Source organism: Pacificibacter marinus (assembly GCF_900109555.1).
GTDB lineage: Bacteria > Pseudomonadota > Alphaproteobacteria > Rhodobacterales > Rhodobacteraceae > Celeribacter > Celeribacter marinus_C.
On sequence record NZ_FNZV01000004.1, the window covers coordinates 1 to 22868 of the forward strand.

25 protein-coding genes are annotated in these 22868 nt (G+C 52.3%); 6 read left to right on the forward strand and 19 right to left on the reverse strand.

The window, feature by feature from the left end:
* Together BM025_RS19365 and BM025_RS06475 are read left to right on the forward strand one after the other, a co-directional pair.
* Positions 1-185: response regulator (locus tag BM025_RS19365; protein ID WP_139204551.1), on the forward strand; the 185-nt coding region annotated here is incomplete at its 5' end.
* A gap of 358 nt (positions 186-543) precedes the next feature.
* Positions 544-2601 (forward strand): DEAD/DEAH box helicase, encoded by a 2058-nt coding sequence (locus BM025_RS06475; RefSeq protein ID WP_085849198.1) that lies wholly within the window; start codon positions 544-546, stop codon positions 2599-2601.
* A 219-nt stretch (positions 2602-2820) separates the two neighbouring features.
* On the opposite strand, the gene BM025_RS06480 is transcribed toward BM025_RS06475, so the two are convergent.
* The 8 genes from BM025_RS06480 to BM025_RS06515 all read right to left on the reverse strand — a co-directional run bounded on the left by BM025_RS06480 (position 2821) and on the right by BM025_RS06515 (position 10790).
* Positions 2821-5019, reverse strand: coding sequence for an NADP-dependent isocitrate dehydrogenase (locus BM025_RS06480; protein WP_085849197.1), 2199 nt, complete (start codon positions 5017-5019; stop codon positions 2821-2823).
* A gap of 209 nt (positions 5020-5228) precedes the next feature.
* On the reverse strand, positions 5229-6221 hold the full coding sequence (gene tsaD / locus BM025_RS06485) for a tRNA (adenosine(37)-N6)-threonylcarbamoyltransferase complex transferase subunit TsaD (protein WP_085849196.1): 993 nt from the start codon (positions 6219-6221) through the stop codon (positions 5229-5231).
* Positions 6214-6828: an L-threonylcarbamoyladenylate synthase gene (locus BM025_RS06490; protein WP_085849195.1), complete on the reverse strand. Its 615-nt coding sequence runs from the start codon at positions 6826-6828 to the stop codon at positions 6214-6216. Before BM025_RS06490 ends, tsaD begins: the two co-directional genes overlap by 8 nt.
* A complete protein-coding gene (locus BM025_RS06495) occupies positions 6825-7436 on the reverse strand; it encodes a hypothetical protein (RefSeq protein WP_085849194.1) in 612 nt (203 codons plus the stop codon). Before BM025_RS06495 ends, BM025_RS06490 begins: the two co-directional genes overlap by 4 nt.
* Positions 7429-7917 carry a tRNA (adenosine(37)-N6)-threonylcarbamoyltransferase complex ATPase subunit type 1 TsaE gene (gene tsaE, locus BM025_RS06500; protein ID WP_170842137.1) on the reverse strand — a complete coding sequence of 163 codons (489 nt, stop codon included), beginning with the start codon at positions 7915-7917 and terminating at the stop codon, positions 7429-7431. The genes BM025_RS06495 and tsaE overlap by 8 nt, the downstream gene beginning before the upstream one ends.
* A gap of 91 nt (positions 7918-8008) precedes the next feature.
* Positions 8009-8737, reverse strand: coding sequence for an SDR family NAD(P)-dependent oxidoreductase (locus BM025_RS06505; protein WP_085849192.1), 729 nt, complete (start codon positions 8735-8737; stop codon positions 8009-8011).
* Positions 8734-9513: a DUF1365 domain-containing protein gene (locus BM025_RS06510; RefSeq protein WP_085849191.1), complete on the reverse strand. Its 780-nt coding sequence runs from the start codon at positions 9511-9513 to the stop codon at positions 8734-8736. The genes BM025_RS06505 and BM025_RS06510 overlap by 4 nt, the downstream gene beginning before the upstream one ends.
* Positions 9510-10790, reverse strand: coding sequence for an NAD(P)/FAD-dependent oxidoreductase (locus BM025_RS06515; RefSeq protein WP_085849190.1), 1281 nt, complete (start codon positions 10788-10790; stop codon positions 9510-9512). Before BM025_RS06515 ends, BM025_RS06510 begins: the two co-directional genes overlap by 4 nt.
* A gap of 205 nt (positions 10791-10995) precedes the next feature.
* Here BM025_RS06515 and BM025_RS06520 point away from each other — a divergent pair, with 205 nt between their 5' ends.
* Positions 10996-11562 carry a sigma-70 family RNA polymerase sigma factor gene (locus BM025_RS06520; protein WP_244515543.1) on the forward strand — a complete coding sequence of 189 codons (567 nt, stop codon included), beginning with the start codon at positions 10996-10998 and terminating at the stop codon, positions 11560-11562.
* Positions 11563-11564: 2 nt separating this feature from the next.
* Positions 11565-12203: a ChrR family anti-sigma-E factor gene (locus BM025_RS06525; protein WP_085849189.1), complete on the forward strand. Its 639-nt coding sequence runs from the start codon at positions 11565-11567 to the stop codon at positions 12201-12203.
* Between the two features lie 80 nt (positions 12204-12283).
* On the opposite strand, the gene dtd is transcribed toward BM025_RS06525, so the two are convergent.
* From dtd to BM025_RS06570, 9 genes are all read right to left on the reverse strand, one after another.
* Complete coding sequence (gene dtd, locus BM025_RS06530) at positions 12284-12724, reverse strand: D-aminoacyl-tRNA deacylase (RefSeq protein WP_085849188.1); 441 nt, start codon at positions 12722-12724, stop codon at positions 12284-12286.
* Positions 12725-12726: 2 nt separating this feature from the next.
* Positions 12727-13647 carry a carbohydrate kinase family protein gene (locus BM025_RS06535; RefSeq protein ID WP_085849187.1) on the reverse strand — a complete coding sequence of 307 codons (921 nt, stop codon included), beginning with the start codon at positions 13645-13647 and terminating at the stop codon, positions 12727-12729.
* Between the two features lie 86 nt (positions 13648-13733).
* The gene (locus BM025_RS06540) at positions 13734-14846 is read right to left on the reverse strand and encodes a TFIIB-type zinc ribbon-containing protein (RefSeq protein ID WP_085849186.1); all 1113 of its coding nucleotides are present in this window, start codon (positions 14844-14846) and stop codon (positions 13734-13736) included.
* Positions 14836-15216, reverse strand: coding sequence for a hypothetical protein (locus BM025_RS06545; RefSeq protein ID WP_085849185.1), 381 nt, complete (start codon positions 15214-15216; stop codon positions 14836-14838). The genes BM025_RS06540 and BM025_RS06545 overlap by 11 nt, the downstream gene beginning before the upstream one ends.
* A 24-nt stretch (positions 15217-15240) precedes the next feature.
* Complete coding sequence (locus tag BM025_RS06550; protein ID WP_085849184.1) at positions 15241-16341, reverse strand: SPFH domain-containing protein; 1101 nt, start codon at positions 16339-16341, stop codon at positions 15241-15243.
* A gap of 18 nt (positions 16342-16359) precedes the next feature.
* The gene (locus BM025_RS06555; RefSeq protein WP_085849183.1) at positions 16360-17331 is read right to left on the reverse strand and encodes a DUF2927 domain-containing protein; all 972 of its coding nucleotides are present in this window, start codon (positions 17329-17331) and stop codon (positions 16360-16362) included.
* A gap of 1 nt (position 17332) precedes the next feature.
* Positions 17333-18523: a toxic anion resistance protein gene (locus tag BM025_RS06560; RefSeq protein WP_085849182.1), complete on the reverse strand. Its 1191-nt coding sequence runs from the start codon at positions 18521-18523 to the stop codon at positions 17333-17335.
* A gap of 27 nt (positions 18524-18550) precedes the next feature.
* Positions 18551-19438, reverse strand: a complete 888-nt coding sequence (locus tag BM025_RS06565) for a 5-bromo-4-chloroindolyl phosphate hydrolysis family protein (protein ID WP_085849181.1) — start codon at positions 19436-19438, stop codon at positions 18551-18553.
* 242 nt (positions 19439-19680) lie between these two features.
* Positions 19681-21069 (reverse strand): pseudouridine synthase, encoded by a 1389-nt coding sequence (locus tag BM025_RS06570; protein ID WP_085849180.1) that lies wholly within the window; start codon positions 21067-21069, stop codon positions 19681-19683.
* A gap of 102 nt (positions 21070-21171) precedes the next feature.
* Between BM025_RS06570 and BM025_RS06575 the strand changes: the two genes are divergently transcribed.
* Positions 21172-21627 carry a nucleoside deaminase gene (locus BM025_RS06575; protein WP_085849179.1) on the forward strand — a complete coding sequence of 152 codons (456 nt, stop codon included), beginning with the start codon at positions 21172-21174 and terminating at the stop codon, positions 21625-21627.
* 92 nt (positions 21628-21719) lie between these two features.
* Here BM025_RS06575 and BM025_RS06580 read toward each other — a convergent pair whose 3' ends face one another.
* Both BM025_RS06580 and BM025_RS06585 read right to left on the reverse strand, forming a co-directional pair.
* Positions 21720-21914 carry a helix-turn-helix transcriptional regulator gene (locus BM025_RS06580; RefSeq protein ID WP_085849178.1) on the reverse strand — a complete coding sequence of 65 codons (195 nt, stop codon included), beginning with the start codon at positions 21912-21914 and terminating at the stop codon, positions 21720-21722.
* Entirely contained in the window at positions 21911-22279 is a 369-nt protein-coding gene (locus tag BM025_RS06585; RefSeq protein WP_085849177.1) for a hypothetical protein, read from the reverse strand. Before BM025_RS06585 ends, BM025_RS06580 begins: the two co-directional genes overlap by 4 nt.
* A 300-nt stretch (positions 22280-22579) precedes the next feature.
* On the opposite strand from BM025_RS06585, the gene gatC reads away from it, so the two are divergent.
* Positions 22580-22867 (forward strand): Asp-tRNA(Asn)/Glu-tRNA(Gln) amidotransferase subunit GatC, encoded by a 288-nt coding sequence (gene gatC / locus BM025_RS06590; RefSeq protein WP_085849176.1) that lies wholly within the window; start codon positions 22580-22582, stop codon positions 22865-22867.
* Position 22868 lies beyond the last annotated feature (1 nt).

The following is a 22868-nucleotide window of genomic DNA, read 5'->3' on the forward strand; positions in this document are numbered from 1 at the left end:
ATAGTCGGCTGTCTTCGACGCCGGTGTTTATCCTCACAACGTCTGATCATCCAGATGATATCGTTAACGCCCATAATTTCAATGTGGCCGGCTATATCATAAAGCCAGTGCAAAAAGAACAAATGCTGGATGCTTTGAGCGCTTTAAATGTGTTTTGGAGACTCTGTGAATATCCTATGGAATAGAGTGTGAAAAAGGCTGAAATATTTCGTAGTTTTGTGACTTGAATGCGTAAAGGCCTTCCCTGGCGCAGGGTAGTCAATTAAAGGGCTGAACATGGCGCTCAGCAGATAAAAGTTTCAGTGATGTGGTAAAAAAGTCTTGCATTGCGCCTTATTCCGCTGTGTCATCGTGTCCAATGCAAGGTTGTGGTTAACTTTGTTTGCGCAACATTGCGCTTAAAGCGCCTAATATAGGGCGGCGTTAACCATTTGACGTGCATTGCCCCTATACAATCGCAGTTTGTTGCCTTATCAGAGCATCTTTCTTACCTCCGGTCTTTCCGCGAACGCGGCGATTGCCCAATACGGACATGCATTACCCATGATTACAGCCCTTTCCGACGCCCTTGCCGAGCGCGGCTATGACACCCTCACACCAGTCCAAGAGGCGGTGAATGACCCTGCGTTGCAAGACGCGGATCTTTTGGTCTCGGCGCAAACGGGCTCGGGTAAAACTGTCGGTTTCGGTTTGGCGATCGCGCATACTCTTTTGGGTGATGCAGAACGTTTTGATCGCGCCGAAGCGCCGATGGCTTTGGTCATCGCACCGACACGTGAACTGGCCTTCCAAGTGAAACGCGAACTTGAATGGCTGTATGCCAAAGCTGGTGCGAAACTCGCGTCTTGTGTCGGTGGTATGGATTACCGTGATGAACGCCGCACGCTTGAACGTGGTGCACATATTGTTGTCGGTACGCCGGGGCGTTTGCGCGATCACATTCAACGTGGGTCACTGGATATGTCCGGCCTGCGTGCGATTATTTTGGATGAAGCCGATGAGATGCTTGATCTTGGCTTCCGCGAAGATTTGGAATTCATGCTAGGCGAGGCGCCAAAAGAACGCCGCACATTGATGTTCTCGGCTACTGTGCCTGCAATGATCGCCAAGCTGGCCAAGCAATACCAACGCGATGCTGTGCGTGTGAACACTGCGGCTGGCGCGAAACAGCACGCTGACATTTCCTACCAAGCGCTGTCTGTGTCTGCACGTGACGAAGAGAACGCGATCATCAATATGTTGCGTTACCACGATGCGGAAAACGCTATCGTGTTTGCTAACACGCGGGCGTCTGTTGCGCGTTTGACTGCGCGCTTTGCCAACCGTGGTTTTTCCGTCGTTTGCCTGTCTGGTGAGTTAAGCCAAGCGGAACGCAGCCATGCATTGCAAGCGATGCGCGATGGTCGTGCACGTGTTTGTGTGGCCACAGATGTTGCTGCGCGCGGGATCGATTTACCGAACTTGGAATTGGTGATCCACGCTGAATTGCCGACAAATGCCGAAACATTGTTGCACCGTTCTGGTCGCACGGGGCGCGCAGGGCGCAAAGGGATTTCTGCTCTTATCGTTCCCCCAAAAATGAAGTCCAAAGCTACGCGTTTGCTGGGGTGGGCCAAATTGACAGCAGAATGGGTCGAGGCGCCAAGCGCTGAGATGATCTTGGCTAAAGATGAAGAAAAGCTGTTGAGCGATCCAGCTTTGACGGCGGAGCCTTCAGAGCAAGAGGCAGAGTTCGCTGCTAAAATGCTAGAAACACACACACCTGAAAAAATCGCAGCGGCGTACCTGCGGCTTTACCGTGCGGGTGTATCTGCACCTGAGGAACTTGGTCCGGCACCTAAACCTGGTGAGCGTCCAGAGCGCGCTGCACGTGAAGATTTTGGCAAATCGGTGTGGTTTTCTTTGTCAGTTGGTCGTGATGATCGTGCCGAGCCACGTTGGCTTTTGCCGCTGGTTTGTCGTGCCGGGAATATCGATAAAACATCTATCGGCGCGATCCGTATTCGCGACACGCAGAGCTTTGTTGAGTTGAAAGAAGCTGCTGCAGACGGTTTTGAAGCCGCGCTTGATAATGGTGTTTTGGAAGAGAACGTTAAAGCGACGCGCTTGGCGACAATGCCTGATTTGGGTGGCGATCGTTCGGGTGGTGGCAAGAAACCGTATGAGAAAAAAACCTACGGCGATAAAAAATCTTATGGCGATAAAAAACCATATGAAAAGAAATCCTATGGCGACAAGAAGCCGTATGAAAAAAAAGAGTATGGTGATAAAAAGCCATACGGCAAAGGCGGCGATGGCGATAAAAAGCCATACGAGAAAAAACCGTTTAAGAAAAAGTTTGAAGATCCAACACGTGATGGTGCTGTGAGCGACAAGGCGAAAAAGCCACGTAGCAAACCAGATGGTGACAAAAAGCCATATGAGAAAAAACCATTCGCTGCCGGTGCTGGTGACACGTCCAAACGCGTTTACAGCAAGAAACCTGCAGGCGCTGGTAAGCCAGGCGGTAAGCCCTATGCGGGTAAGCCATCTGGTGGAAAACCTGCCGCGAAATACGGCAAGCCCAAAGGCGGTGCCGCGACGCCAAAACGCAAAGGCTAAAACGCCTGCGCTGATCTGAATAGAAAAGCCGAGCAGTCAAATGCTCGGCTTTTTGTATGTCGATAACGATGTTTGTGGCAGGGATCGGGCTAGGGTGCGAGATGTTGTTATATGTATATACAAAGGGTGGTTTTGTGTTTATTTCACCCACCCATATATCTCAATCGCCCATAAAAAAGGGAGCCCGAAGGCTCCCTAAACGGTTCTCGCGTAAACAGCTTAACCGATGATGGCGTTCAGCGTTGCAGATGGGCGCATGATAGCTGATGTTTTGACGACATCTGATTTGTAGTAGCCATCCATGTCGGCTGGTTTGCCTTCATCTACTTTTAGCTCGTTCAAGATTGTCGCTTCATTGGCGGACAGTTTATCAGCAACATCTGCAAAGTGCGCTTTGATGTCTGTATCTACGTCTTGGTTTGCCAAGCTTTCTGCCCAGTACCGTGCGAACCAGTAGTGTGAAGAGCGGTTGTCATTTTGGCCGACTTTGCGCTCGGGCGATTTGTTTTCAAGCAAGAGTTTGACTGTTGCGTCTTCAACGGCTTGGCCCAAAACTGCCGCTTTGGGTTTGTCTTTGGCTCCTGCGAGGAAGTTGAAGCTTTCACCCAAGGCACAGAATTCGCCAAGGCTGTCCCAACGTAGGTGGTTTTCAGCGACCAGTTGTTCAACGTGCTTTGGAGCAGAGCCGCCAGCACCAGTTTCGAACAAGCCACCACCGTTCATCAATTTCACGATAGACAGCATTTTCGCTGATGTCCCAAGTTCCAAAATTGGGAACAGGTCGGTCAAGTAATCGCGTAAAACGTTGCCAGAGATGGTCACAACATCTTTGCCTTTGGTCATTTCAGCCCATGAGAAACGCGTCGCTTCACGGGGCGCCATGATCGGAATATCTTTGCCAGCGGCTTTGAGCGCAGCCTCAACGTATTTGATCAATTCTGCGTCATGTGCACGGTTGGCATCCAACCAGAATGCGGCAGTACCAACAGCGTCGAAACGCTCAATACCGGTTTTGATCCAGTCAAGAATAGGCGCTTTTTTCGCAGTGGAAGAACGCCAGATATCGCCAGCCTCAACAGAGTGAGAATGCAACACATCGCCGTTCGCCAAAACAATTTCGACAGTCCCAGCAGATGGGATTTCAAAGGTTGTTGGGTGCGAACCGTATTCTTCGGCTTTTTGCGCCATCAAGCCAACGTTGGACACCGCGCCACATGATGTCACGTCCAATGCGCCGTTTTCTTTGAAGTAGTTGATGGTCTCGTCGTAGATGGTCGCATAGCAGTTGTCAGGGATGCAGCATTTGGTGTCTGCGGCTTTGCCGTCTGGGCCCCAACCGATGCCGCCAGCGCGGATCACGGCAGGCATGGATGCATCGATGATCACGTCAGAGGACACGTGCAAGTTAGTGATGCCCTTGTCTGAGTTGACCATGTACATGTCGGGTTTGCCCGCGAGGGCTGCTTTGAGATCAGCTTCAAGTGCGGCGTTGCCCGCGATGCGTTCTTCAAGATCTCCAAGGCCAGCGTTAGGGTTAAACCCAAGCGCTTTGACTGTCTCGCCGTGTTTGGCCAAGAAATCTTCGATAAAGACAGACACAAAGTGACCAAAGATGATGGGGTCAGACACCTTCATCATGGTTGCTTTGAGGTGGACAGAGAACAAAACGCCGTCTTCCATTGAGGCGATTTCAGCTTTAATGAATTCGCGCAAAGCAGCAGCCGACAGGAATGTCGCGTCAACGATTTCACCTTCAAGGTATGTCAAACCGTCTTTGAGAACTGTTTGTGTGCCGTCAGTTGCGGTGAAAACGATTTTAGCACCACCCGCTTGCGCGGCCGTAATGGTTGCGGATTTTTCATTGGCGTAGAAATCATTGCCAGACATTGACGCAACATGGGTTTTGGAATTCGCTGTCCATTTGCCCATGGAATGTGGATTGGCCATTGCATAGGCTTTTACAGCTTTGGCAGAACGACGATCAGAGTTACCTTCACGCAAAACGGGATTCACCGCAGAGCCTTTGACAGTGTCGTATTTGGCGCGAATGGCTTTTTCGGCATCCGTGACAGGGGCTTCTGGGTAGTCGGGGATTGTGTAGCCTTTGCCTTGCAATTCCGCGATGGCATCTGTGAGCTGGGGGACTGACGCGGAAACGTTTGGCAATTTGATTACGTTTGCGTCGGGTGTTTTTACCAATTTTCCAAGTTCAGCTAGGTCATCAGACACGCGTTGCTCTTCGGTCAACAGATCAGGGAACAGTGACAAAATGCGTCCCGCGAGAGAGATGTCGCGGGTTTCAACATTGATGTCGGCCGCGCTTGCAAAAGAGCGGATGATTGGCAAAAGCGAGTGGCGTGCAAGCTCAGGCGCTTCGTCAACAATTGTGTAGATAATGTCAGGGGTCTGATTGGCCATGCTGTGGTCTCTTTCGCGATTTGATCGGTCAAATACCTGCGCGGGAGAAGCTCGTAGGGCATCCACGGCCTCCGTTCCGCACTGTTGGCTTTGAGGTAAATCAGACGGCTGCGCAAGTCAATGTGTGCAACGGTATACAGAGGGGAATCTTTATGTCTGGAAAATCAAAAAATGCGTTAAATTCCTACGCGAAACCAAGCATGCAGCGATCATGGCGTTTCAAGACTAAGGTTCGGTTTGGGAATTAAATCGGGCTTAATGCCTTTTTCGATGTAATCCCACGTCGCCAAACCGATCATGGCACCATTGTCCGTGGCCCATTTGATCGGTGGCAAGCACAGCGATATACCGTGGTCTTGCGTCAACTTGGCCATACCATCGCGCAGTTGAGGCGATGCCGCGACACCGCCAACGATGATCAAAGATTTCGGCTGGCATTCAATCACAGCGCGCTCTGCTTTAGCGATCAGCACATCCAGACAAGCCGCCACGAAAGAGGCCGACATGTCATCAACGCTTACCTCTGGATGTTTTTCAATATGGCGTGCGACTGAGGATTTCAGCCCAGAGAATGAAAATTCATAGCCTTCATTTTTCATCGGACGGGGCAGGCGCAACACAGGCGTGCCACGCTTTGCTGCTGCATCAATGGCCGGACCACCCGGCATTCCAAGACCCAGCATGCGCGCGACTTTATCATAGCTTTCACCAACAGAATCGTCGCGTGTGGTGCCGAGCAAACGATAGCTCCATGGGTCACTTAAATGCGCCACAAGCGTGTGCCCGCCAGACACCAACATCACAACTGCGGGGTATTGGGTGCGCTGTTCTTCTAAATCGACAGAGCGCATGTGGCCGCGTAAATGGTTGATACCATACACGGGCACGCCCCACCCCATAGACAGGGCTTGCGCTGTGGATAGGCCAATCAACAATGATCCAATCAATCCGGGCCCGCGTGTGACACCAATGGCTTTTAGGTCATCAGGCGATACGTTTGCCTCGTTCATAACATTTTGAATCGTAGGTAAAATAGCTTCCAAATGTGCGCGCGATGCCAGCTCGGGGTAGACACCGCCAAAGGCTTGGTGAACTTCGTATTGCGAGACGGTTTTAATCGCCAGCACGCTGCCATCTTGAGCCACAATCGCGACAGATGTATCGTCGCAAGAGGTTTCGATTCCAAGCACATATTTACGCATCAGAACGCTCCAAAATTGCTTGTAACACCGCCGCACTTACGGCGCCGACACGTTCAATTTTTGCGGGGTGGGCGCGACAATTGACGAGGCTGGATGGGATTTGGGATTTGGCTGATCCATGAATCACATAGTTCGGCGCGCCATTTAGATGCATCAGCGCTTGTGCGGTTGTTGGTGGCGTATCTTGGCCAGATAAGTTGGCCGATGTGACCAAAAGGGGCCCTAAATCAGTCAATAGGCTGAGGAGAAAGGCATCATCGGGAATACGAACAGCACATTCATCGCGCCCAGAAAGCCAATCAGGTGTAGCATCTAAATCCAATTCAACCGCAATAGTCAGCGGCCCCGGCATATAGTCACTGCAGAGCAGAGCCGTCGCTGTTGGTGTTAACTTTCCCCCCAGCGCGACAAGTTGATCGGCATTGGCAATCATGATCGGCAAGTTTTTTGCACGGGGGCGTTTTTTGAGGTCAAAGACCTTGTCCACAGCGTTCGCATGACTTGGTAAAGCCACAAGGCCAAGCACTGTATCGGTTGCCAGCAACACGACACCGCCGGCGATCAAAGTGGACTTTGCGTGATCTAAAGATTGCGATGCGGTGCTCATGATAGCGCCTCAACAATCGGATAAGCGCGTGCATTTGTGTCGGGTATGGCGTGTCTCTTGGCCACTTTAAGCATCGTCTTAATCGTTGCGGCATTGACCTCGGGCGCGTCTATGCCTTCAATGTCCACGTTACCTGCAATCGCGTATTTGTCTAATCTTTGGATATGTTTGACGGCAATTTCACGTTCACAATGTTCGTAATGTGCAAGTTTTCCAGCTTTGAAAATACCAAAATGCACAAAGGGATTGGCCGCTTTACGTATAATCACTACGGGGTCATCGGTTTGATCCGCCAGCTGTGTGCCCAGCAAATCAAAGGCGGGTAAACCAATAGTTGGTATGTCCAAAGCAAACCCCAACCCGTTGGCAAAAGCGACACCTGTGCGGGTGATGCCGAGGCCGCCGGGACCGATGTCGACGAATATTTCTGTCAGCTCATTTAACTCTGCACCGATGCTGCGCAAACCTGTTTGCAATACAGATCTGTAGTCGCGTGACCCTAAAAGGGTCGCATCGCTGGCGCTGTCAAAAATAACGGTGTCGTTTTTTGCCAAACCCATCACAGGCACACCGTTTGACGTTTGCAGTAAAAAGGTGAGCTTAGTCATTGAACAAGGTTCCAAGCGTTTTTAACACAGGATGCCACCGTGGGCTTTGCGCGCTGAGTGTAAATGTTCGCGTCTGATCTGAGGCGCCAAAGCCAATGTCGATCTGCAATGGCGCTTCGAAAAATCCATCAATACGTTGGCCCCATTCGATTAAACAGATGCCAGTTTCAAAATAATCGTCTAGCCCTAGATTATAGAATTCTTTTGAATTTTCCAATCTGTAGGCATCCACATGCAGCACTGGGGCGCGGGGCGTCTCGTAAATATTGGCGATGGTATAGGTCGGGCTGGTGACATCTTCATCGCTGCCCAAAGCTTTGACCAACGCGCGAATGAAAAAGGTCTTACCTGCAGCCAAAGTTCCATCCAGCATCACGGCGTCGCCTGCTTGCAAATGCGTCGCAAGCGCGGTTGCAATGCGCGTTGTCTGCGCTTCGCTTTCAGCTTGCAGAGTCACAGATATTGGAGCGGATGCGGCCACGCTGGTGTCCTTTGAATCAAAGTGTTTCAAGGGGATTTAGGCGAAATGCACCCAAAGGTCCATGGTGGACTGCGTGTTGTGAGGTGCGCGATTAAAACAAGCGGTTGAACAGGCTGCGGGGGACGTAGCGTCCCCACTTGAATACCCAAGCAAAGGGGCGCGGAAACGCAGTTTCAAACCGTTGACTGTCTATGGCGCGGATCACATGATGCGCAGCGACCTTGGGCGTCATGATTTGCGGCATGTTGAAATCGTTTTTCGCTGTGAGCCGGGTTTTGATAAAGCCCGGATTGGCGATTTGAACGGTGACGCCAGAGCCCTTGAGATCAATAAACAGGTTTTCAGCTAAATGCATGAGGGCGGCTTTGGAGGCCGAATATCCTATGGCATCGGGCAAGCCGCGGTAGCCCGACAAAGATCCGATCAACATGATATTGCCTGACCCGCGTGCGACAAGGTTGGGCACGACATGGGCCAGCACACGTGCCGCACCCGTGAAATTAGTGTCGATCATTTGTTCTACGATTTCGGAATCCCAATCCTTGGCATTTGTTGGCTCATAAGTGCCCACGCAGTACAGCATCGCATCCGCGTGCTGTGTTTGTTTTGCGGCATTGGCAACGCTGTGAATATCGGTGACATCCATTTGCACAACGGTCGCAGCGCTGAGTGTTTGGGCGAGCGTGTCGAGTTTATGTTGCGAACGCGCAGATAATATTAAGGTGGCACCACGTGCATCCAATGCCTGTGCCAAAGCGGCCCCAAGTCCTTCGGAAGCCCCGACAATCCACCACGTTTTCCCGCGTATTGGGTCAGTCATTTTTTGTCTCCAGATTTGGTCAAAGTATGAGAGGGTGGGGCAGGGCGTCGTCTGTATGTGGCCCCTTTTGCTTTTAGAACAATCGCTTGCCAATGGATCAATGCCATTGTGCGCAGGGCCCCAAACGGGCGCCGTAGGGCTGCGTGTAACAAAGAACGATTGGTCAATGACACACGTGGGCCGCTTAACGTTGCTATGACGCCATCGTCATTGTTGCCATGAAAAATGCGGATGGAGATCTTGTCGGACGCGATGTCAAAGGTGAAATTGTACTGGCCTGCGACCTTTTGAAAGGGAGAGACATGTAATGCTTTGGGGGTCGTGATTTGATCTGTTTTGGTGATCGCACTCAGGTCGTCTTTGGTACACAAATAAGAATGGCGGTCGCCAAAAGGCGTAGACACTTCTGCAATTATAGCGACTAAATCGGTATCGCGCCATGCCAGCCAAAAGCTGACAGGGTTAAACCCGTAACCACAAAAACGGGGTTGGGTGAGCAGCGCAATGCGAGGATTTTGCAATCCTGAATCTGCAAAAATTGCACGTGCCCAATCTTGCCCGCTTCCGTTTTTCAACGGCCCGCCATGGTCACGGTCATAGATTGAGGCCAGATTAAAACGATTGCGCGAAAACAAAAATGGGATGCGTTTGGGCGTATTTTCCAAATCCAAAAGCACAAAATCAACACCATACCGAAACGCATTTTTGATGGCCCCGCGCCGCGCATGGGTTGTGTGCCCTATGATGTGTTCTATGCTGGGGGTTGGTCTGATCATACCAGAACACGGTCCATTTTTTCAGCGACCTGCACGGCGGAATGGAACCCGTCTTCGTGAAATCCATTGCGCAAATATGCACCCGCGAACCAAGTGCGATTGTCGCCATTGATCGATTGAATGGTCTGCTGTGCATTCAACGCGGCATTGTCAAAAACTGGGTGATAGAGCGTTGTTTCATCATATATTTTTGCTTCATCAATTGGCGTTGCGGCATTGAGCGTGACAAACAAAGGATCGTTTTCATCAATGGCTTGCAATTTGTTCATCCAATAGGTGACGCCAAGAGCTTGCTCTTGACCTACGGCGTCAGATTTATAAACCCATGACGACCAACAGGCGCGGCGTTTGGGCATTTGCGATGGGTCGCTGTGTAGGGTCACACGATTGGCTTGATAGCGCAAATCAGACAGGGCTTTGTGCTCTGTCAGAGTTGGTTTGGCCAGCAGTTTCAGCGCTTGATCCGAGTGACATGCAAACACCACCTGATCAAAATGATCTTGCGTGCCGCATTGGGTTTTAATCGTCACCCCAAAAGCATCGCGGGTCACAGCGGCCACAGGGGTGCCAAGTCTGAATGTGCAGCCCATAAGTGTTAGATGGGTCTCAAGTCGCTTTATATACTCGATAGAACCGCCCTTGACCGTGTACCATTGGTGCTGCCCCGTGGCGGACAATAGCGCATGATTGCGAAAGAACCGCAGCAAAGACGCAGCAGGATAATTGCGAATTTCACTGGGTGGCGTTGACCAAATAGCCCCGCAAATCGGCATCAAATAGTATTGAATGAACCAATCCCCAAGCTGCAAGTCTTGCACCAACGCCCCGATGGTTGTGGTCTCATCAGTGACGTGGGCTTGGGCCGTTTGGTTGAATTTGAAAATATCACGGACCATGCGTAAAAAGGCTGGACGTGCGATGTTGGATTTTTGCCCAAACAGCGCTCCAAGTCCCTGCAATCCGTATTCAACCGCGCCGCCATTGATGGTTGCACCAAAGCTCATGTCCGATTTGATCACAGGTACATTGAGCGCATCAAACATCGCCGTGAGGTTTGGATAATTGGCGTAATTGAAGACAATAAAACCGGTATCAACAGGTTGATCGCCGCTTTTGCCTGCCATCAAGGTGCGGGCATGGCCACCCAATCGCGGCTCTGATTCAAACACGGTTACGTCATGCTCGGGCGACATCAGATAAGCACTGGCTAGCCCTGATATGCCAGACCCAATAATAGCGATGCGTTTGCGGGCGCGGGGAGGGATATCAAATGACATAGCGTTTCCTGTGTTGATTATCTTGTCTACGTGGCACGGCGACAAATAGATCAAAATGAAAGTCACTGAATCTATTTGTGATCCACAACTCGACGCTGTGCGTAAGACCTGTATGATGGTTAAAGAACGACATATTTCACAGCGCGCCGTGACTGCGCGCCTCAAGCGAACGCCCCCAAGTGGGGGCAAGACGATCCTTGAAAGGATGTCAGTGACTTTAGGACAGGCGACATCTTTTTCTGAGCAAACGGAATGGATGCTCAAGGTACGCGATGCTCGTGATCGCACTGCATTTGCCAGTTTGTTTGATCATTTCGCCCCACGCTTGCGCGGGATGTTGATGAAAAACGGATTTGGTGCGGCGCAAGCCGACGATGTGATCCAAGACGTCATGCTATCTGTCTGGCGCAAAGCGTCGTCTTTTAACCCTGAGCGTGCTGAGGTGTCGGGCTGGATTTTTCAAATCGCCCGCAACCGTCAAATTGATGTGATCCGCAAAGAACGCCGACCCATGCCCGAAGACTTGGCTATGCCCGAAAGCACGGACATCGATGGCGAACAGGTTTTAGGCATCGAACAAGAGGTGCAGAAATTGCGCAGCGCGATTGCACGTCTCACACCCGATCAACGCGATTTGGTGCAAAAAGCTTATTTGGGTGAATTGACCCACAGTGAAATCCAAGCCGAAACGGGTCTTCCGCTTGGCACGATTAAATCCCGCATTCGCCTTGGTTTAGAGCGTTTGCGGTTTGAGATGAAAGGAGAGCGGTAAACATGACTGACATCGCTCATCATATTCCTGACGCGCTTCTGGCGTCTTATGTTGCTGGCTCTTTGGCGCGCCCATTTGCGATGGTTGTCGCGGCGCACGTGTCAATTTGCGAAGAGTGCCGCGCCAATTTGGCCGCCCATGAAACTGTTGGCGGTGCGTTGCTGCACGATTTTGAACCGATCTCGGTGTCAGATGATTTGCGCGATCGTGTGCTAGGTCATTTGGATGATCCATTTCTGGCTGAGCCCGCGCGCCCGCACGGAAATCCAACTTATCCGGCTCCTGTTGTTGAGGCGCTGGGCGACAAACCACCACGTTGGCGTTCGCTTGGTCCTGGCGCAAAACAGTGTATTTTGGAAGCTGGCAAAGCGGGATCTGTGCGTTTGTTGCACATCGCACCTGGGTTTGCCGTGCCGGATCACACCCATGGCGGGCTTGAGTTGACCTTGGTTTTACAAGGCGCGTTTACCGATGAAACGGGGCGGTTTGGACGAGGTGATCTTGAGGTGGCAGATGACGATCTTGAGCACACACCAATCGCAGAACAAGGCATGCCCTGCATTTGCTTGGCGGCCACGGATGCGCCGTTGAAATTTAGTTCTTTCATGCCACGGCTTTTACAGCCGTTGTTCCAGATTTAACCTGTATTCAGTCAATTACCTGTTCCAAAAGGCGCGCGCTATGCGTGCCTTTTTGTTGAGTATCATATTAATATGACTGACTAATTATCAGTATCTATCCAAATGGTTACAGGGCCATCATTGATAAGACTGACTTTCATATCAGCGCCAAAAATCCCAGTTTGAACAGGGACGCCTGTGTTTGCCAGGTGGTCGGTAAACGCTTGGTAAAGCTCTTTGCCAGTTTCAGGATCGGCGGCATTTGAAAATCCAGGGCGATTGCCTTTGGTTTCTGCGGCCAAGGTGAACTGGCTGACAACCAAAGCTGACCCACCGATGTCGCGCACCGATAGGTTCATTTTACCAGCGCCGTCTTCGAAAATACGGAGTTTTGACAGTTTGATCGCCAGTTTTTGCGCTTGTGCATCGGTGTCACCACGCATGGCGCAGATCAAGACCAACAGACCCTGATCGCAAGACCCAACCACGTTGCCATCTACTTTAACGCTGACTTCTAAAACTCGTTGAACTAGGGCGCGCATGATTACATCTCATGCGCCCAAGGTGGATTTGCCCCGGCGCGGGATACGGTAATTGATGCCGCTTTTGATCCCATGGCCAGTGCTGCGCGCAGCGTGTCGTCATCCAAGTCTTTGAGTGCCGCCTTGGTCAGTTTCCCGCTGTCTTGCAGTGATGCCAACAGCCCAGCGTTAAACGTGTCACCTGCGCCAACGGTGTCGGCCACGTCGACCTTGGTGGCGGCGACTTGTACGATACCGTTTTTGGTAAAACCGCGCACGCCCTCAGAGCCTTCGGTCAAACAAACAAGGCTTGGCCCTTGGGTCAAAAGTGTTTGAATATGCTGTTCAATATCGCCATCGCCCATAATCCACAAAAGGTCTTCGTCAGACACTTTGACGATATCACAAAGCGACAACATGTGGTCCATACGCGCACGATACCGCGCCTCGTCTTTGATAAAAGAGGGCCGAATATTTGGGTCCATCATGATCACGCGGGTCGCAGCCTCGCGCGCACAAAGCGCTTCATAGACTTCGCCGCAAGGTTCCACAGGCAATGAAATACCGCCAAAAAACAGCGCCTCAATAGTGTCTGGTAGGACAGGCAAATCGGCTGGTGTCAGCATGCGGCCCGCAGTGTTTTCATCGTAAAACGCATAGGTAGCATGGCCATCGACCAATTTGACAAAAGCAACTGTGCAAGGGCGATCCTTGGTCACAACCAAAGATGCGTCCACACCACTTTCGGCAAGTTTGGATTTCAACAATTCCCCAAAGAAATCATTTGATAACCCCGAATAAAACGCGGGGCCTGCGCCAAGTCGGCCCAATGCAATCGCCGTATTAAACACCGCGCCGCCTGCATGAGGGGCATAGGCATCTTCGCCCAGCGTAGATTCACGGGGCAACATATCGATTAGAGCTTCTCCGGCACACAGGATCATGGCGCATTTCCTTATTGGGTCGCTTGGGTTTTAGGGCCGTTAGCGCTATCGGGGCAAGTATTATCTGCGCAAACCTGCAACCAAAATCACTGATATTCAGAGGCAATATAGCCGACTGCACCGGCAATGAGGACACCCGCAAGGATTGCAAAAGCAATTTTCCACCGAGACCAAGGGCGCTCGCCTTGCACACGCCCACTGCGTCCGTTGACGACAAAGCGATACGTTTTGCCACGGTATTTATAGGCGGCCATCCACACGGGCAGTAAAACATGTTTAAAGGTCACGTTTGAAATCTGTGTTTGCACGTCATGCACGCGCTGGCGGTCACCACCGATGTCAAATTTCACGTCCCGCAAGATAACGTTGTCCATATAGCCACGTGCAGTTCTGAACCCATCTTCAATCTCGACTGTGTAACTCTCTGCCCGAAACCCTGCAATATAATCAGGTACATAAGGTTCCATCGCTTGCAGATCCCAAGGTTCTAAACCTTCGGTATATTTGCGTGGTAATGACGTTGACGCCAGCACCAAAACATCATCAAAAAATCGTGCGACACGTCCAGATTTGTTGCGCCATTTGGTGCGACGTTCGCGAACTTGTTGGGTTTTCCCATTCCGTGTCACAGTTTTGGTGACATAATAATCGTCGCCACGCATCCCAGAATACTGTGATTTTGTATCGGCATCAAAGGTCCAGTAGGGCACGTAGATACCTGAAAGTTTACGTCCTTTGCGGGCGTATTCTTTCAATCCGTTCGGGGCAAACCACAACCCGCCTAGCCAATCATTCATCGCATCGTGGGCAGAGGGTTCACTGAGTGCGAATGGCAGCAATCCACGTGGTTTAATCTGGCGATGAAGGCCCGTGTCAGTGACCACAGGTGTGGCGCAAAACGGACAATCCGTGGCATGTACTTCGGCGTCGAATTCCACATGTGCCCCACAGTTTGGGCACTCCGATATACGGGTTTCTTCGATGTCTTGCTGCGGTAACAGGTCTTGGATCGCGCTGAGATAATCTAGTTCATGCGGTCCTGTTGCGCCCCCGATTTCCAACACCTCAGAGGCACCGCAATGATCGCAAACCAGTTGACTTTGGTCTGGTGAAAACCGCATATCCGCACCGCATGTCGTGCAAGGAAATCTGTGGTTTTCGAGAGCAACATCATGAGCTTGTCCATCGCTATATGCCATTGCGCCCCCCTGAATGCTCAAAGCTGACGACTTGAGCGATTTTGGTGGCCGTTTCATTGGTGTGACGGATCACGTGGCAAAAAATCCGTGACTGCGTGCCACGCGTGAGGCGCCCAGATACAGACGCGGCTTTGCCATGTGATACGACCTGATCCACGGTGATTGTGTCTGGCGCTGTGAGGTCTTCGAAAATTTTGACAATTGCAGAACGCCCCGCTGCAGGCACCTCAGTGCCACGTTCCCATGTGGCATCGACCGCGAACATATCACAGGGCAAAGGGCCAACGCCCATCAGCGCGAGCGCGATGTCTTCGGCGCGCGCCTCATGGCGAGCGCGGCCTTCGGCTTTGCGGATCACTTTCGGTGGCATGCTCTCTAATCCAACGATTGAAATTTAAGCGCCTGGTGGCGGGGGTGGTGGGGCCACTGAAAACAGTTGTGACAACTCAATCACATCGTCGGCTTCAAGCCAGCCATCTTGACCTGGGGTCCAGACGAATGTTGCGCGCGACAACGTGCCTTTGGCTGCCATTTGTCCCATTTCTGCTTTGGAAAACGGCCCCTTGGTTTCGCCATTTACGGCGATATGCCAAACGTGTTCAACGGGTGGGGGCGGTGGCGCTTGGACAGCTGTCGTAGGGCGTGGGCCCCATGGGCCTGCTTGCGTTGCCATACTCATGCCAAGCCCTGCTCCCATGCCCGCACCCATAGATGCTGCCATTGCAGAGTTTTCAGCGCCCATGCCTTCGGCTGCGTTGAATTTCATGTAGTTGTCGAGATTGCCAACGATGCCCATTGAGGTGCGTTTGTCGAGTGCGGCCTCAACTGCTTCGGGCAGGCTGATATTTTCGATGTAGAACTCAGGTATTACAAGACCGTATTCTGCCACGACCTTGGAAATCTCAGTCGCAACAAGTTTGCCCAAGCCATCGGTATTGGCGGCCATATCGAGCACAGGGATGCCGCTAGAGGCGACGATGCGCGAAAAGGCTTGCACGATGATGTTGCGGATTTGGTATGAGATCTCATCCATCGTAAATTCGCCGTCCGTGCCGACGATTTCGGTCAAAAACAACGCAGGATTTGATACTTTTACCGTGTAGGTGCCGTAAGCGCGAATGCGCACTGGGCCGAATTCAGGATCGCGACACATGATGGGGTTTTTTGTGCCCCATTTCAGGTCCGCAAAGCGTGTCGTGTTGACGTAATACACTTCGGATTTGAACGGAGATTTAAACCCATGATCCCAGTGATTGAGTGTTGTCAACACGGGCATGTTGTTGGTCTCTAACATATAAAGGCCGGGGGGGAATACATCCGCCAATTGACCTTCGTGAACGAAAACAGCAGCTTGTCCCTCGCGAACCGTCAACTTTGCACCGTATTTGATCTCATGATCTTCACGTTCAAAGCGCCACACCATCGTGTCGCGGGTGTCGTCTGTCCAGTGGATGACGTCAATAAATTCACCCGTTAGAAAATCGAAAATACCCATCGGGGTCTCCTTTGGCTGTCAGTTGTTATCGCCCATGATCTCACGCGCGATTTGCGCGGAAATGGGGCGGGCTATTTCAGGGGGCATGCCTGTATGTAAACGCGGGTCATACAGAATGCGTAAAAGCAGTTCGTCGTGTGGTGTCAAAAGCGCAAATTCTTCGTCGTCGTTGAAAATAGATGGGCGCGCGCGCGGGGTGTCATTGGCAAGGCCAAGTCCCTGCGCGATTTCTTCGTGGAAACATGATTTGCGCATCAAATCTGGGTGTTCGCCGCGAATGATTGCCACAGCTTGGCGATACGCACCATTGTCTGCCGGATCAGAGGCGATGACCAAGCAATAGCTTGATCTAGGCATGTTTTCGACAGACTTGATGGCCGCTTGTCCAATGCCTGGGATCAGTTGCTCAAGGCGTGGTCCAATGCTTTGGCGTTCATCTTCGTTCAACACCAAAACGTGAAAGTTGGGGCGTGAAGACAGCGTGATGGAATGGCCGCTGGCGCGCGCAAGCCGTTCGGTGAGGTCCGTGACTGTCTTGCGATCTTTGGCGCGCTGGATGTCAGGGATACTGGCCCCGAATTCCAATCCAATGCGCACGGGTTCTGTCCAGCGGTGCAAGGATGAGGGCGTGGTGCGCGCCACAAAAGCGCCACCGATGGTCGTATATTCGTCGTTTAGCGCGATTGCATCAAAATTTCTGGCCAATTGGTGTGTGGAAAAGGGCGCATCAGTGCTGCCTGAATCTGTGCGCAACAAATCATTGCGCAACAAATCTGATTGTACTTTGGCATAATAATCGGCCATCGCGCGGCTTTGCGCCGAGGGCACGCGATCGATGGGCGTTTGCACCGTGCTCGGTGCTGTTTGAATGTTTGGACGTGGTTGTGGAATAGGGGACACCGCAGGCGCGACGCAACCTGTTAAAGCTGCGCATGCCACTAGTATTGCGCAAATACTGTGTCGGCCGTATGCGATGTCCCCTTGTGTCATATTAGCCTGACACTGCTGTGCCAGCAGTGTCGCCGGTGCCCGTGCGTTTGGCTTTGGCTGACGCAAGCGTGTCGCGCAAATCAGCTTCCATTTGCTTCAAATCAGCTTCGGCTGCGGCGCGTTTGGCCTTGCCGTCATCTGCAATCTGTAGACTTTCTTGGATCGTTGCGATCAGATCGGCATTGGCAGTTTTCACGGCCTCAATATCGAACACGCCACGTTCCATTTCTTGGCGCACCACTTTGTTGGCATCGCGCAGATTTTTGGCGTTTGATGTGAGCAGTTCATTTGTCAGATCATTCGCTTCGCGTACGGCATATGCAGCCTCGGAAGAGCGTTGAATGGTGACGGCCTGAGCCAATTGTGTTTCCCACAACGGCACAGTGTTGACCAAAGTTGAATTGATTTTGGTGACAAGTGATTTATCGTTCTCTTGCACCAGACGGATCGAGGGCAAGGACTGCATGGTCACTTGGCGTGTGAGTTTTAGATCATGCACACGACGTTCCAGATCGTCCCGTGCTGCGCGCAGATCACGCAACTCTTGCGCTTTCATAATCTGATCACTCTCAGACGCTGCGGTAACTTCCGCTTCTTTGGCAGGGATAGTCACACCGTCGAGTTCTTTGAGTTTTTCTTCGCCAGCCGTGATGTAGATGCCCAATTCGTTGTAAAACGTCAAAGTGCGATCATACAGAATGTCGAGCGATTTAATGTCTTTAAGCAGAGTATGTTCGTGCGACAAAAGGTTGTCTGTGATGTCGTCGATTTGGCTTTGAACCGTTTCAAAACGCGCCACGAATTTTGCCATCGGTGCCGCGCGGCCCAAAAGCTTTTCCCACCATGAACGGTCGCGGCGCACATCCAGTTCCGACACGGAAAACCCGCGAATGGTGGACACGATGGATCGCAAGCTGTCGCCCGCTGGGCCAACATCTTTGTTGCGCACATCGGCGAGCATCGCTTGGGAAATTTCTTGTAACTCGGCCTGTGCGCCTGAGCCAAAACGCACGATGGAATTCGTGTCACTCATGTCGATCTCGGCCATCGCGCTGCGAATGGAATCTGCTTGTGCGGGCTCTGCTGCCTCAAGCACAATCAAGTCACTTGCGGGTTCTGGCAAAACAACGGCTGTGACCGCTTCGACGTCTTTTAATGTGGCTTCAGCCTTTTGGCGCGTGATGTCGGACATGAGATCCCCCTGAGATAACCCTATGATTTACTTTATACCTTCGCGGGCCAAACGGTCGCGAAGCACATCGATTTCGATATCAAGATCGACTTTATTGTCTAAAAGTAACGCTTTATTGCGTGCTGTGAAGTTGCTCTCAAGGTCGTGCAAGAGAGCCAAATAGGACGTGCGCGCTTCAGTATTGCGGCTGCGCGCCCAAATGTCTGCAAATTTGATCGTCGCATCGCGGGCGCCAAGCAAATAAACGCCCAGATACTTGCGCGCTGCCGTCAGATCGCGTGGATCTTCTTCAACAGTGCGAAACATCGCGCGGGCAGTTTTGGTGAATTGGTCAAGACGGTTTTGTGCTTCGCGGTCGTTGATGCGTTCAAGCGCCTCACGCATGGATGTCAGGTGGCGTTCAGCCTCGGTCACGGCCTTGGCAACACGATCTTGCTGAAATGTGTCGACCCCTTCCATGCCTTTGTGTTTCAAAGGATCGATGCCAAAGGAAAAGCTGTGCAACCCAGCGCCGAGCACGGCAAAGATCACAGCCTCAACTGGACCCCATCCGACTATGCCAACAAGCCCCAGACCGAGACCGGTCAACACGGACGCAAATATCTTGCGCGGGATCGCAGGGCGCCGCGCCACTTTGCGGGCGTCATATGCTTCTTCGGCTCTTAACCCTTCGCGGGTCAACCAAGCAGCCCCGACCAACAGTCCCAACGCTACGATGTACTGCGCCATTACGATAGGATCCGCATCAAAAGCCTTCCACGCTAAAGGCAGAGCTGCGTAGAATAAAAGGTTAGAGCGCGCGCCAACACGAGACGGTTTTTTACCATCAAAAGGACGGGCTGCTGGGGTGCTCGACGTTTTTTTTGCGCTATCTGAAGTCTCGGGGGAGTACTTTGAACCGTACCGTTTTGCCATGTACTTGTTCGCCTTATATACCAAGGGTGGCGTAAAAGGTCAGTGCAACCAGCAGATAGTAGGCAAGTTTTTGGGCGCTTTTGGCACTCATATCGCAGTCACTCCATACCTTTGCGGTGATATACCCGCTTTGCCCAAAAGGGCCTTGCCTTAAGATATAGGAAACAATTGACGCGCTTGAAAGGGGTAAGCGCGGGGAAGCTTATATCGATGCTCCCCCTCGCGTTTCTTATGGGCGTCGATCAATCGCGCTTTTTACCGCCACCACCACGTGGCCCACTTGATGGTTTGCCGTCGCCGTGAGATTTAAAGCCCTTGGCGCGGCCTCCATCGGCAGTGCCGCGTGATTTAAAGCCTGCGGATTTGAACGCGGGTTTGCCATCTCGGTCGCCTGATTTGCCTTTGTAGCCTTCGCCGCGTGGGGCGCGATCGTCACGATCTCCGCGTGGTTTAAACCCGTCGCTTTTGGGACCGCGTGATTTGAAATCACGATCGTCGCGGTCGCCACGTGGTTTGAAGTCACGGTCTTTTGGCCCACGATCATCACGGTCGCCACGTGGTTTAAACCCACCGCCTTTAGGTCCGCGATCATCGCGGTCACGCGAATCTGAGCGGCCAAAGCTTTCTTTGCGTGGGCCACCAGGTTTGCCGCCACGGCTGACTTGGCGGCGGGGTTCACGTGGCTCTGATGGGTGTTCGATGTCAGACGCAAAAGGGTCGATGCCAAGCTGATCGCGCAGCACGCGGGCTTTGACTTCTTCGGCTTGTCCGGGGCGAATTGTGCCCAAACGGAACGGTCCGTAAGAAATGCGCATCAAACGGTTCACCACCACGCCGATGTGTTCCATCGCGCGGCGCACCTCGCGGTTGCGACCTTCGCGGATGCCGATTGTCAGCCAAGCGTTTGCGCCTTGTTGGCGGTCAAACACGGCTTCCATCGGTTGGAAATCTTCGCCGTCGATGGTGATGCCTTTGCGCAGTTGGTCCAGCAGGGCTTCGGACGGTGATCCTTTGACGCGGACACGGTATTTGCGCAACCAGCCAGTATCTGGCAGTTCAAGCTTGCGTTTCAATTCGCCATCATTGGTGAGCAGCAGCAAACCTTCGGAATTCAAATCGAGACGGCCAACAGACAAAACACGTGGCAGACCAGCTGGTAGGTTTTGAAATACGGTCGGGCGGTCGAGTTCGTCTTTTTCGGTTGTCACGAGGCCGAGTGGCTTGTGATACAGCCACAAACGTGGGGGCTCAGGCTCGCCGATGGCTTGCCCGTCAACGGTGATGCGGTCTTTGGGCAAAACGTTCAAAGCGGGCGAGACAACTTTGCGACCATTCACGGTCACGCGGCCTTCTTCGATGATAACCTCGCAATCGCGGCGCGAGGCAACGCCTGCGCGGGCCAGAACCTTCGCGATCCGGTCGCCGGGGCGTGTGCCATCTTCTGCGGCCTCGGGGCCTTTTGCAGGCCCTTGGGCTGGCGCGCCTTTCTTGGCGTATGGATTTGTGGGGGGCTTTTTGTAAGTTTTGCCCTCTGTCGATCCATGGCTACGGGAGCCTTTGCTTTTGGAAACAAAGGAGGGAGCGCCAGATTTTGCGCCGCGTGCGGGTTTTTTATCGGAATCGCGTGTCATAGCCTTGCCATAGCTGGGGTTTGAGCCCTTGGGAAGGGGGCAAAATATGTCATTCTCTTACATATGCTTGTCTTGGGCGTGATTCCGCGTCAGTAAAAGCGCATGAACTTTCGATCTTACATGGATATCGCATTGGCCGAGGCCAAAGAGGCAGGCCTGCGCGGCGAGGTGCCTGTGGGCGCTGTGATCGTGTCTAAGGCGGGCGATGTTGTTGCACGCGCGGGCAATCGTACGCGTGAATGGAATGATCCGACAGCCCACGCCGAAATGGTTGCCATTCGCGCGGCCTGTGCCACTTTAGACCAAGAGCGCCTGACCGGATATGATTTATACGTCACGTTGGAGCCATGCCCGATGTGCGCCGCCGCCATTTCAAATGCACGCATCGCACGGTTGTATTACGGGGCAGGGGACGCGAAATCGGGTGGTGTTGCTCAGGGGCCGCGTGTGTTTACCCACGCACAATGTCACCACGCTCCCGAAGTTTACGATGGGATTTCTGCGCAGCCGTCTGAGGCGTTGCTCAAAGCATTTTTCGCAGCCAAGCGGGGCGTATAAAGTTTGACGCCGATCTTTGATGTGGCCTGAGCGGTATCTAAGTGGGTGGACTATGTCTTTGGTGCTGTTTAGTATTGTGACGGGCTGCATTTCTACCGATCGGGCTGAAAGATATCTTCGATCGTCTGGTCGAAAAGACGCGCAATGCTGAAAGCAAGCGGAAGACTGGGGTCGTAGCGCCCCCGTTCCAACGCGTTGACAGTTTGGCGCGACACATTCAGCTGGGCTGCAAGATCAGCTTGTGACCATTTTTTGTGTTGGCGCAATTCTTGGATGCGGTTTTTCATCTAAAGCGTAGCCGCCCGAGCATAACACCGATCACCCACAGAGTTGCCATGAGGGGCCATACGACAAACATTGTGAGCTTGGGGAACCCTTCATCTTCTAAGAATCCGTAGCCGAACGTAATCAGTGCGGTTCCGACGAATGCCAAAGCGATTGCTTCGAATTGCAGTTTGCGCTGCATCTCGTCCAAATGACGGATGCTTCGAATCACAACGCCGCAAATGAATACAACGGGCAGCATCGGAATTAGAGTGACCAGTATGCGCGCTGCTTTGCTTTCAATCCCACCTGCGAACAGTTTTTGAGAAAGAAACAGCATTGCGATGTAGACAATAAATCCGATTGCTAAAGAAATCATCCCGCGCATTTTGCACCCTTTTTGTAAAGCTAACTTTACATTTGTGCGATTTTGCCGTTGTGTCAAGCGTGCTTTACATGATGCGATGATTGCTTACCACCCTCGGCAGGGGGGGGCGGCAGGACTTGGGGTGTCTTTTGAGCCTTGGGTTTGCCTGTATGGTGTTTGATACTCTTCCCAAAACACACGCATCAATCAACTTTGTCTCGCCATATGCTTGATGCGGGGCGCGGGGCGCGATAAAGCCAATACAAATGGATTTGGCCGCGTGCTTCGTTGTACGCGCAAATGAGATAACGGAGTTGCCCTATGTCGATCGACATTGATACCGCACGCCGCGTTGCATCGCTTGCACGCATTCGGGTTGAAGAAGATGCGCTTCCTGAATTGGCGCAAGACTTTAACGCTGTTTTGGGCTTTATCGAACAGCTGACCGAAGTGGATGTCGAGGGCGTTGAGCCGATGACCTCTGTGACGCCGCAGCGTTTGAAGCGCCGTGTGGATGAGGTCACCGATGGTAACCAGCAAGCCAAAATTTTGAAAAACGCCCCAGATGCACGCGAAGGCTTTTTTGCCGTGCCCAAAGTGGTGGAGTAAA

What these genes read in the sequence shown, in the direction of transcription:
- BM025_RS06480 (WP_085849197.1), bottom strand. Translation starts at nt 5,019, where the DNA reads ATGGCCAATCAGACCCCTGACATTATCTACACAATTGTTGACGAAGCG.
- BM025_RS06565 (WP_085849181.1), bottom strand. Translation starts at nt 19,438, where the DNA reads ATGGCAAAACGGTACGGTTCAAAGTACTCCCCCGAGACTTCAGATAGC.
- BM025_RS06575 (WP_085849179.1), top strand. Translation starts at nt 21,172, where the DNA reads ATGAACTTTCGATCTTACATGGATATCGCATTGGCCGAGGCCAAAGAG.
- BM025_RS06505 (WP_085849192.1), bottom strand. Translation starts at nt 8,737, where the DNA reads ATGACTGACCCAATACGCGGGAAAACGTGGTGGATTGTCGGGGCTTCC.
- BM025_RS06520 (WP_244515543.1), top strand. Translation starts at nt 10,996, where the DNA reads ATGTCAGTGACTTTAGGACAGGCGACATCTTTTTCTGAGCAAACGGAA.
- BM025_RS06495 (WP_085849194.1), bottom strand. Translation starts at nt 7,436, where the DNA reads ATGACTAAGCTCACCTTTTTACTGCAAACGTCAAACGGTGTGCCTGTG.
- BM025_RS06570 (WP_085849180.1), bottom strand. Translation starts at nt 21,069, where the DNA reads ATGACACGCGATTCCGATAAAAAACCCGCACGCGGCGCAAAATCTGGC.
- BM025_RS06545 (WP_085849185.1), bottom strand. Translation starts at nt 15,216, where the DNA reads ATGCCACCGAAAGTGATCCGCAAAGCCGAAGGCCGCGCTCGCCATGAG.
- BM025_RS06535 (WP_085849187.1), bottom strand. Translation starts at nt 13,647, where the DNA reads ATGATCCTGTGTGCCGGAGAAGCTCTAATCGATATGTTGCCCCGTGAA.
- BM025_RS06475 (WP_085849198.1), top strand. Translation starts at nt 544, where the DNA reads ATGATTACAGCCCTTTCCGACGCCCTTGCCGAGCGCGGCTATGACACC.
- BM025_RS06555 (WP_085849183.1), bottom strand. Translation starts at nt 17,331, where the DNA reads ATGACACAAGGGGACATCGCATACGGCCGACACAGTATTTGCGCAATA.
- BM025_RS06540 (WP_085849186.1), bottom strand. Translation starts at nt 14,846, where the DNA reads ATGGCATATAGCGATGGACAAGCTCATGATGTTGCTCTCGAAAACCAC.
- tsaD (WP_085849196.1), bottom strand. Translation starts at nt 6,221, where the DNA reads ATGCGTAAATATGTGCTTGGAATCGAAACCTCTTGCGACGATACATCT.
- BM025_RS06510 (WP_085849191.1), bottom strand. Translation starts at nt 9,513, where the DNA reads ATGATCAGACCAACCCCCAGCATAGAACACATCATAGGGCACACAACC.
- BM025_RS06490 (WP_085849195.1), bottom strand. Translation starts at nt 6,828, where the DNA reads ATGAGCACCGCATCGCAATCTTTAGATCACGCAAAGTCCACTTTGATC.
- BM025_RS06515 (WP_085849190.1), bottom strand. Translation starts at nt 10,790, where the DNA reads ATGTCATTTGATATCCCTCCCCGCGCCCGCAAACGCATCGCTATTATT.
- BM025_RS06580 (WP_085849178.1), bottom strand. Translation starts at nt 21,914, where the DNA reads ATGAAAAACCGCATCCAAGAATTGCGCCAACACAAAAAATGGTCACAA.
- BM025_RS06550 (WP_085849184.1), bottom strand. Translation starts at nt 16,341, where the DNA reads ATGGGTATTTTCGATTTTCTAACGGGTGAATTTATTGACGTCATCCAC.
- dtd (WP_085849188.1), bottom strand. Translation starts at nt 12,724, where the DNA reads ATGCGCGCCCTAGTTCAACGAGTTTTAGAAGTCAGCGTTAAAGTAGAT.
- BM025_RS06560 (WP_085849182.1), bottom strand. Translation starts at nt 18,523, where the DNA reads ATGTCCGACATCACGCGCCAAAAGGCTGAAGCCACATTAAAAGACGTC.
- BM025_RS06525 (WP_085849189.1), top strand. Translation starts at nt 11,565, where the DNA reads ATGACTGACATCGCTCATCATATTCCTGACGCGCTTCTGGCGTCTTAT.
- BM025_RS06585 (WP_085849177.1), bottom strand. Translation starts at nt 22,279, where the DNA reads ATGCGCGGGATGATTTCTTTAGCAATCGGATTTATTGTCTACATCGCA.
- gatC (WP_085849176.1), top strand. Translation starts at nt 22,580, where the DNA reads ATGTCGATCGACATTGATACCGCACGCCGCGTTGCATCGCTTGCACGC.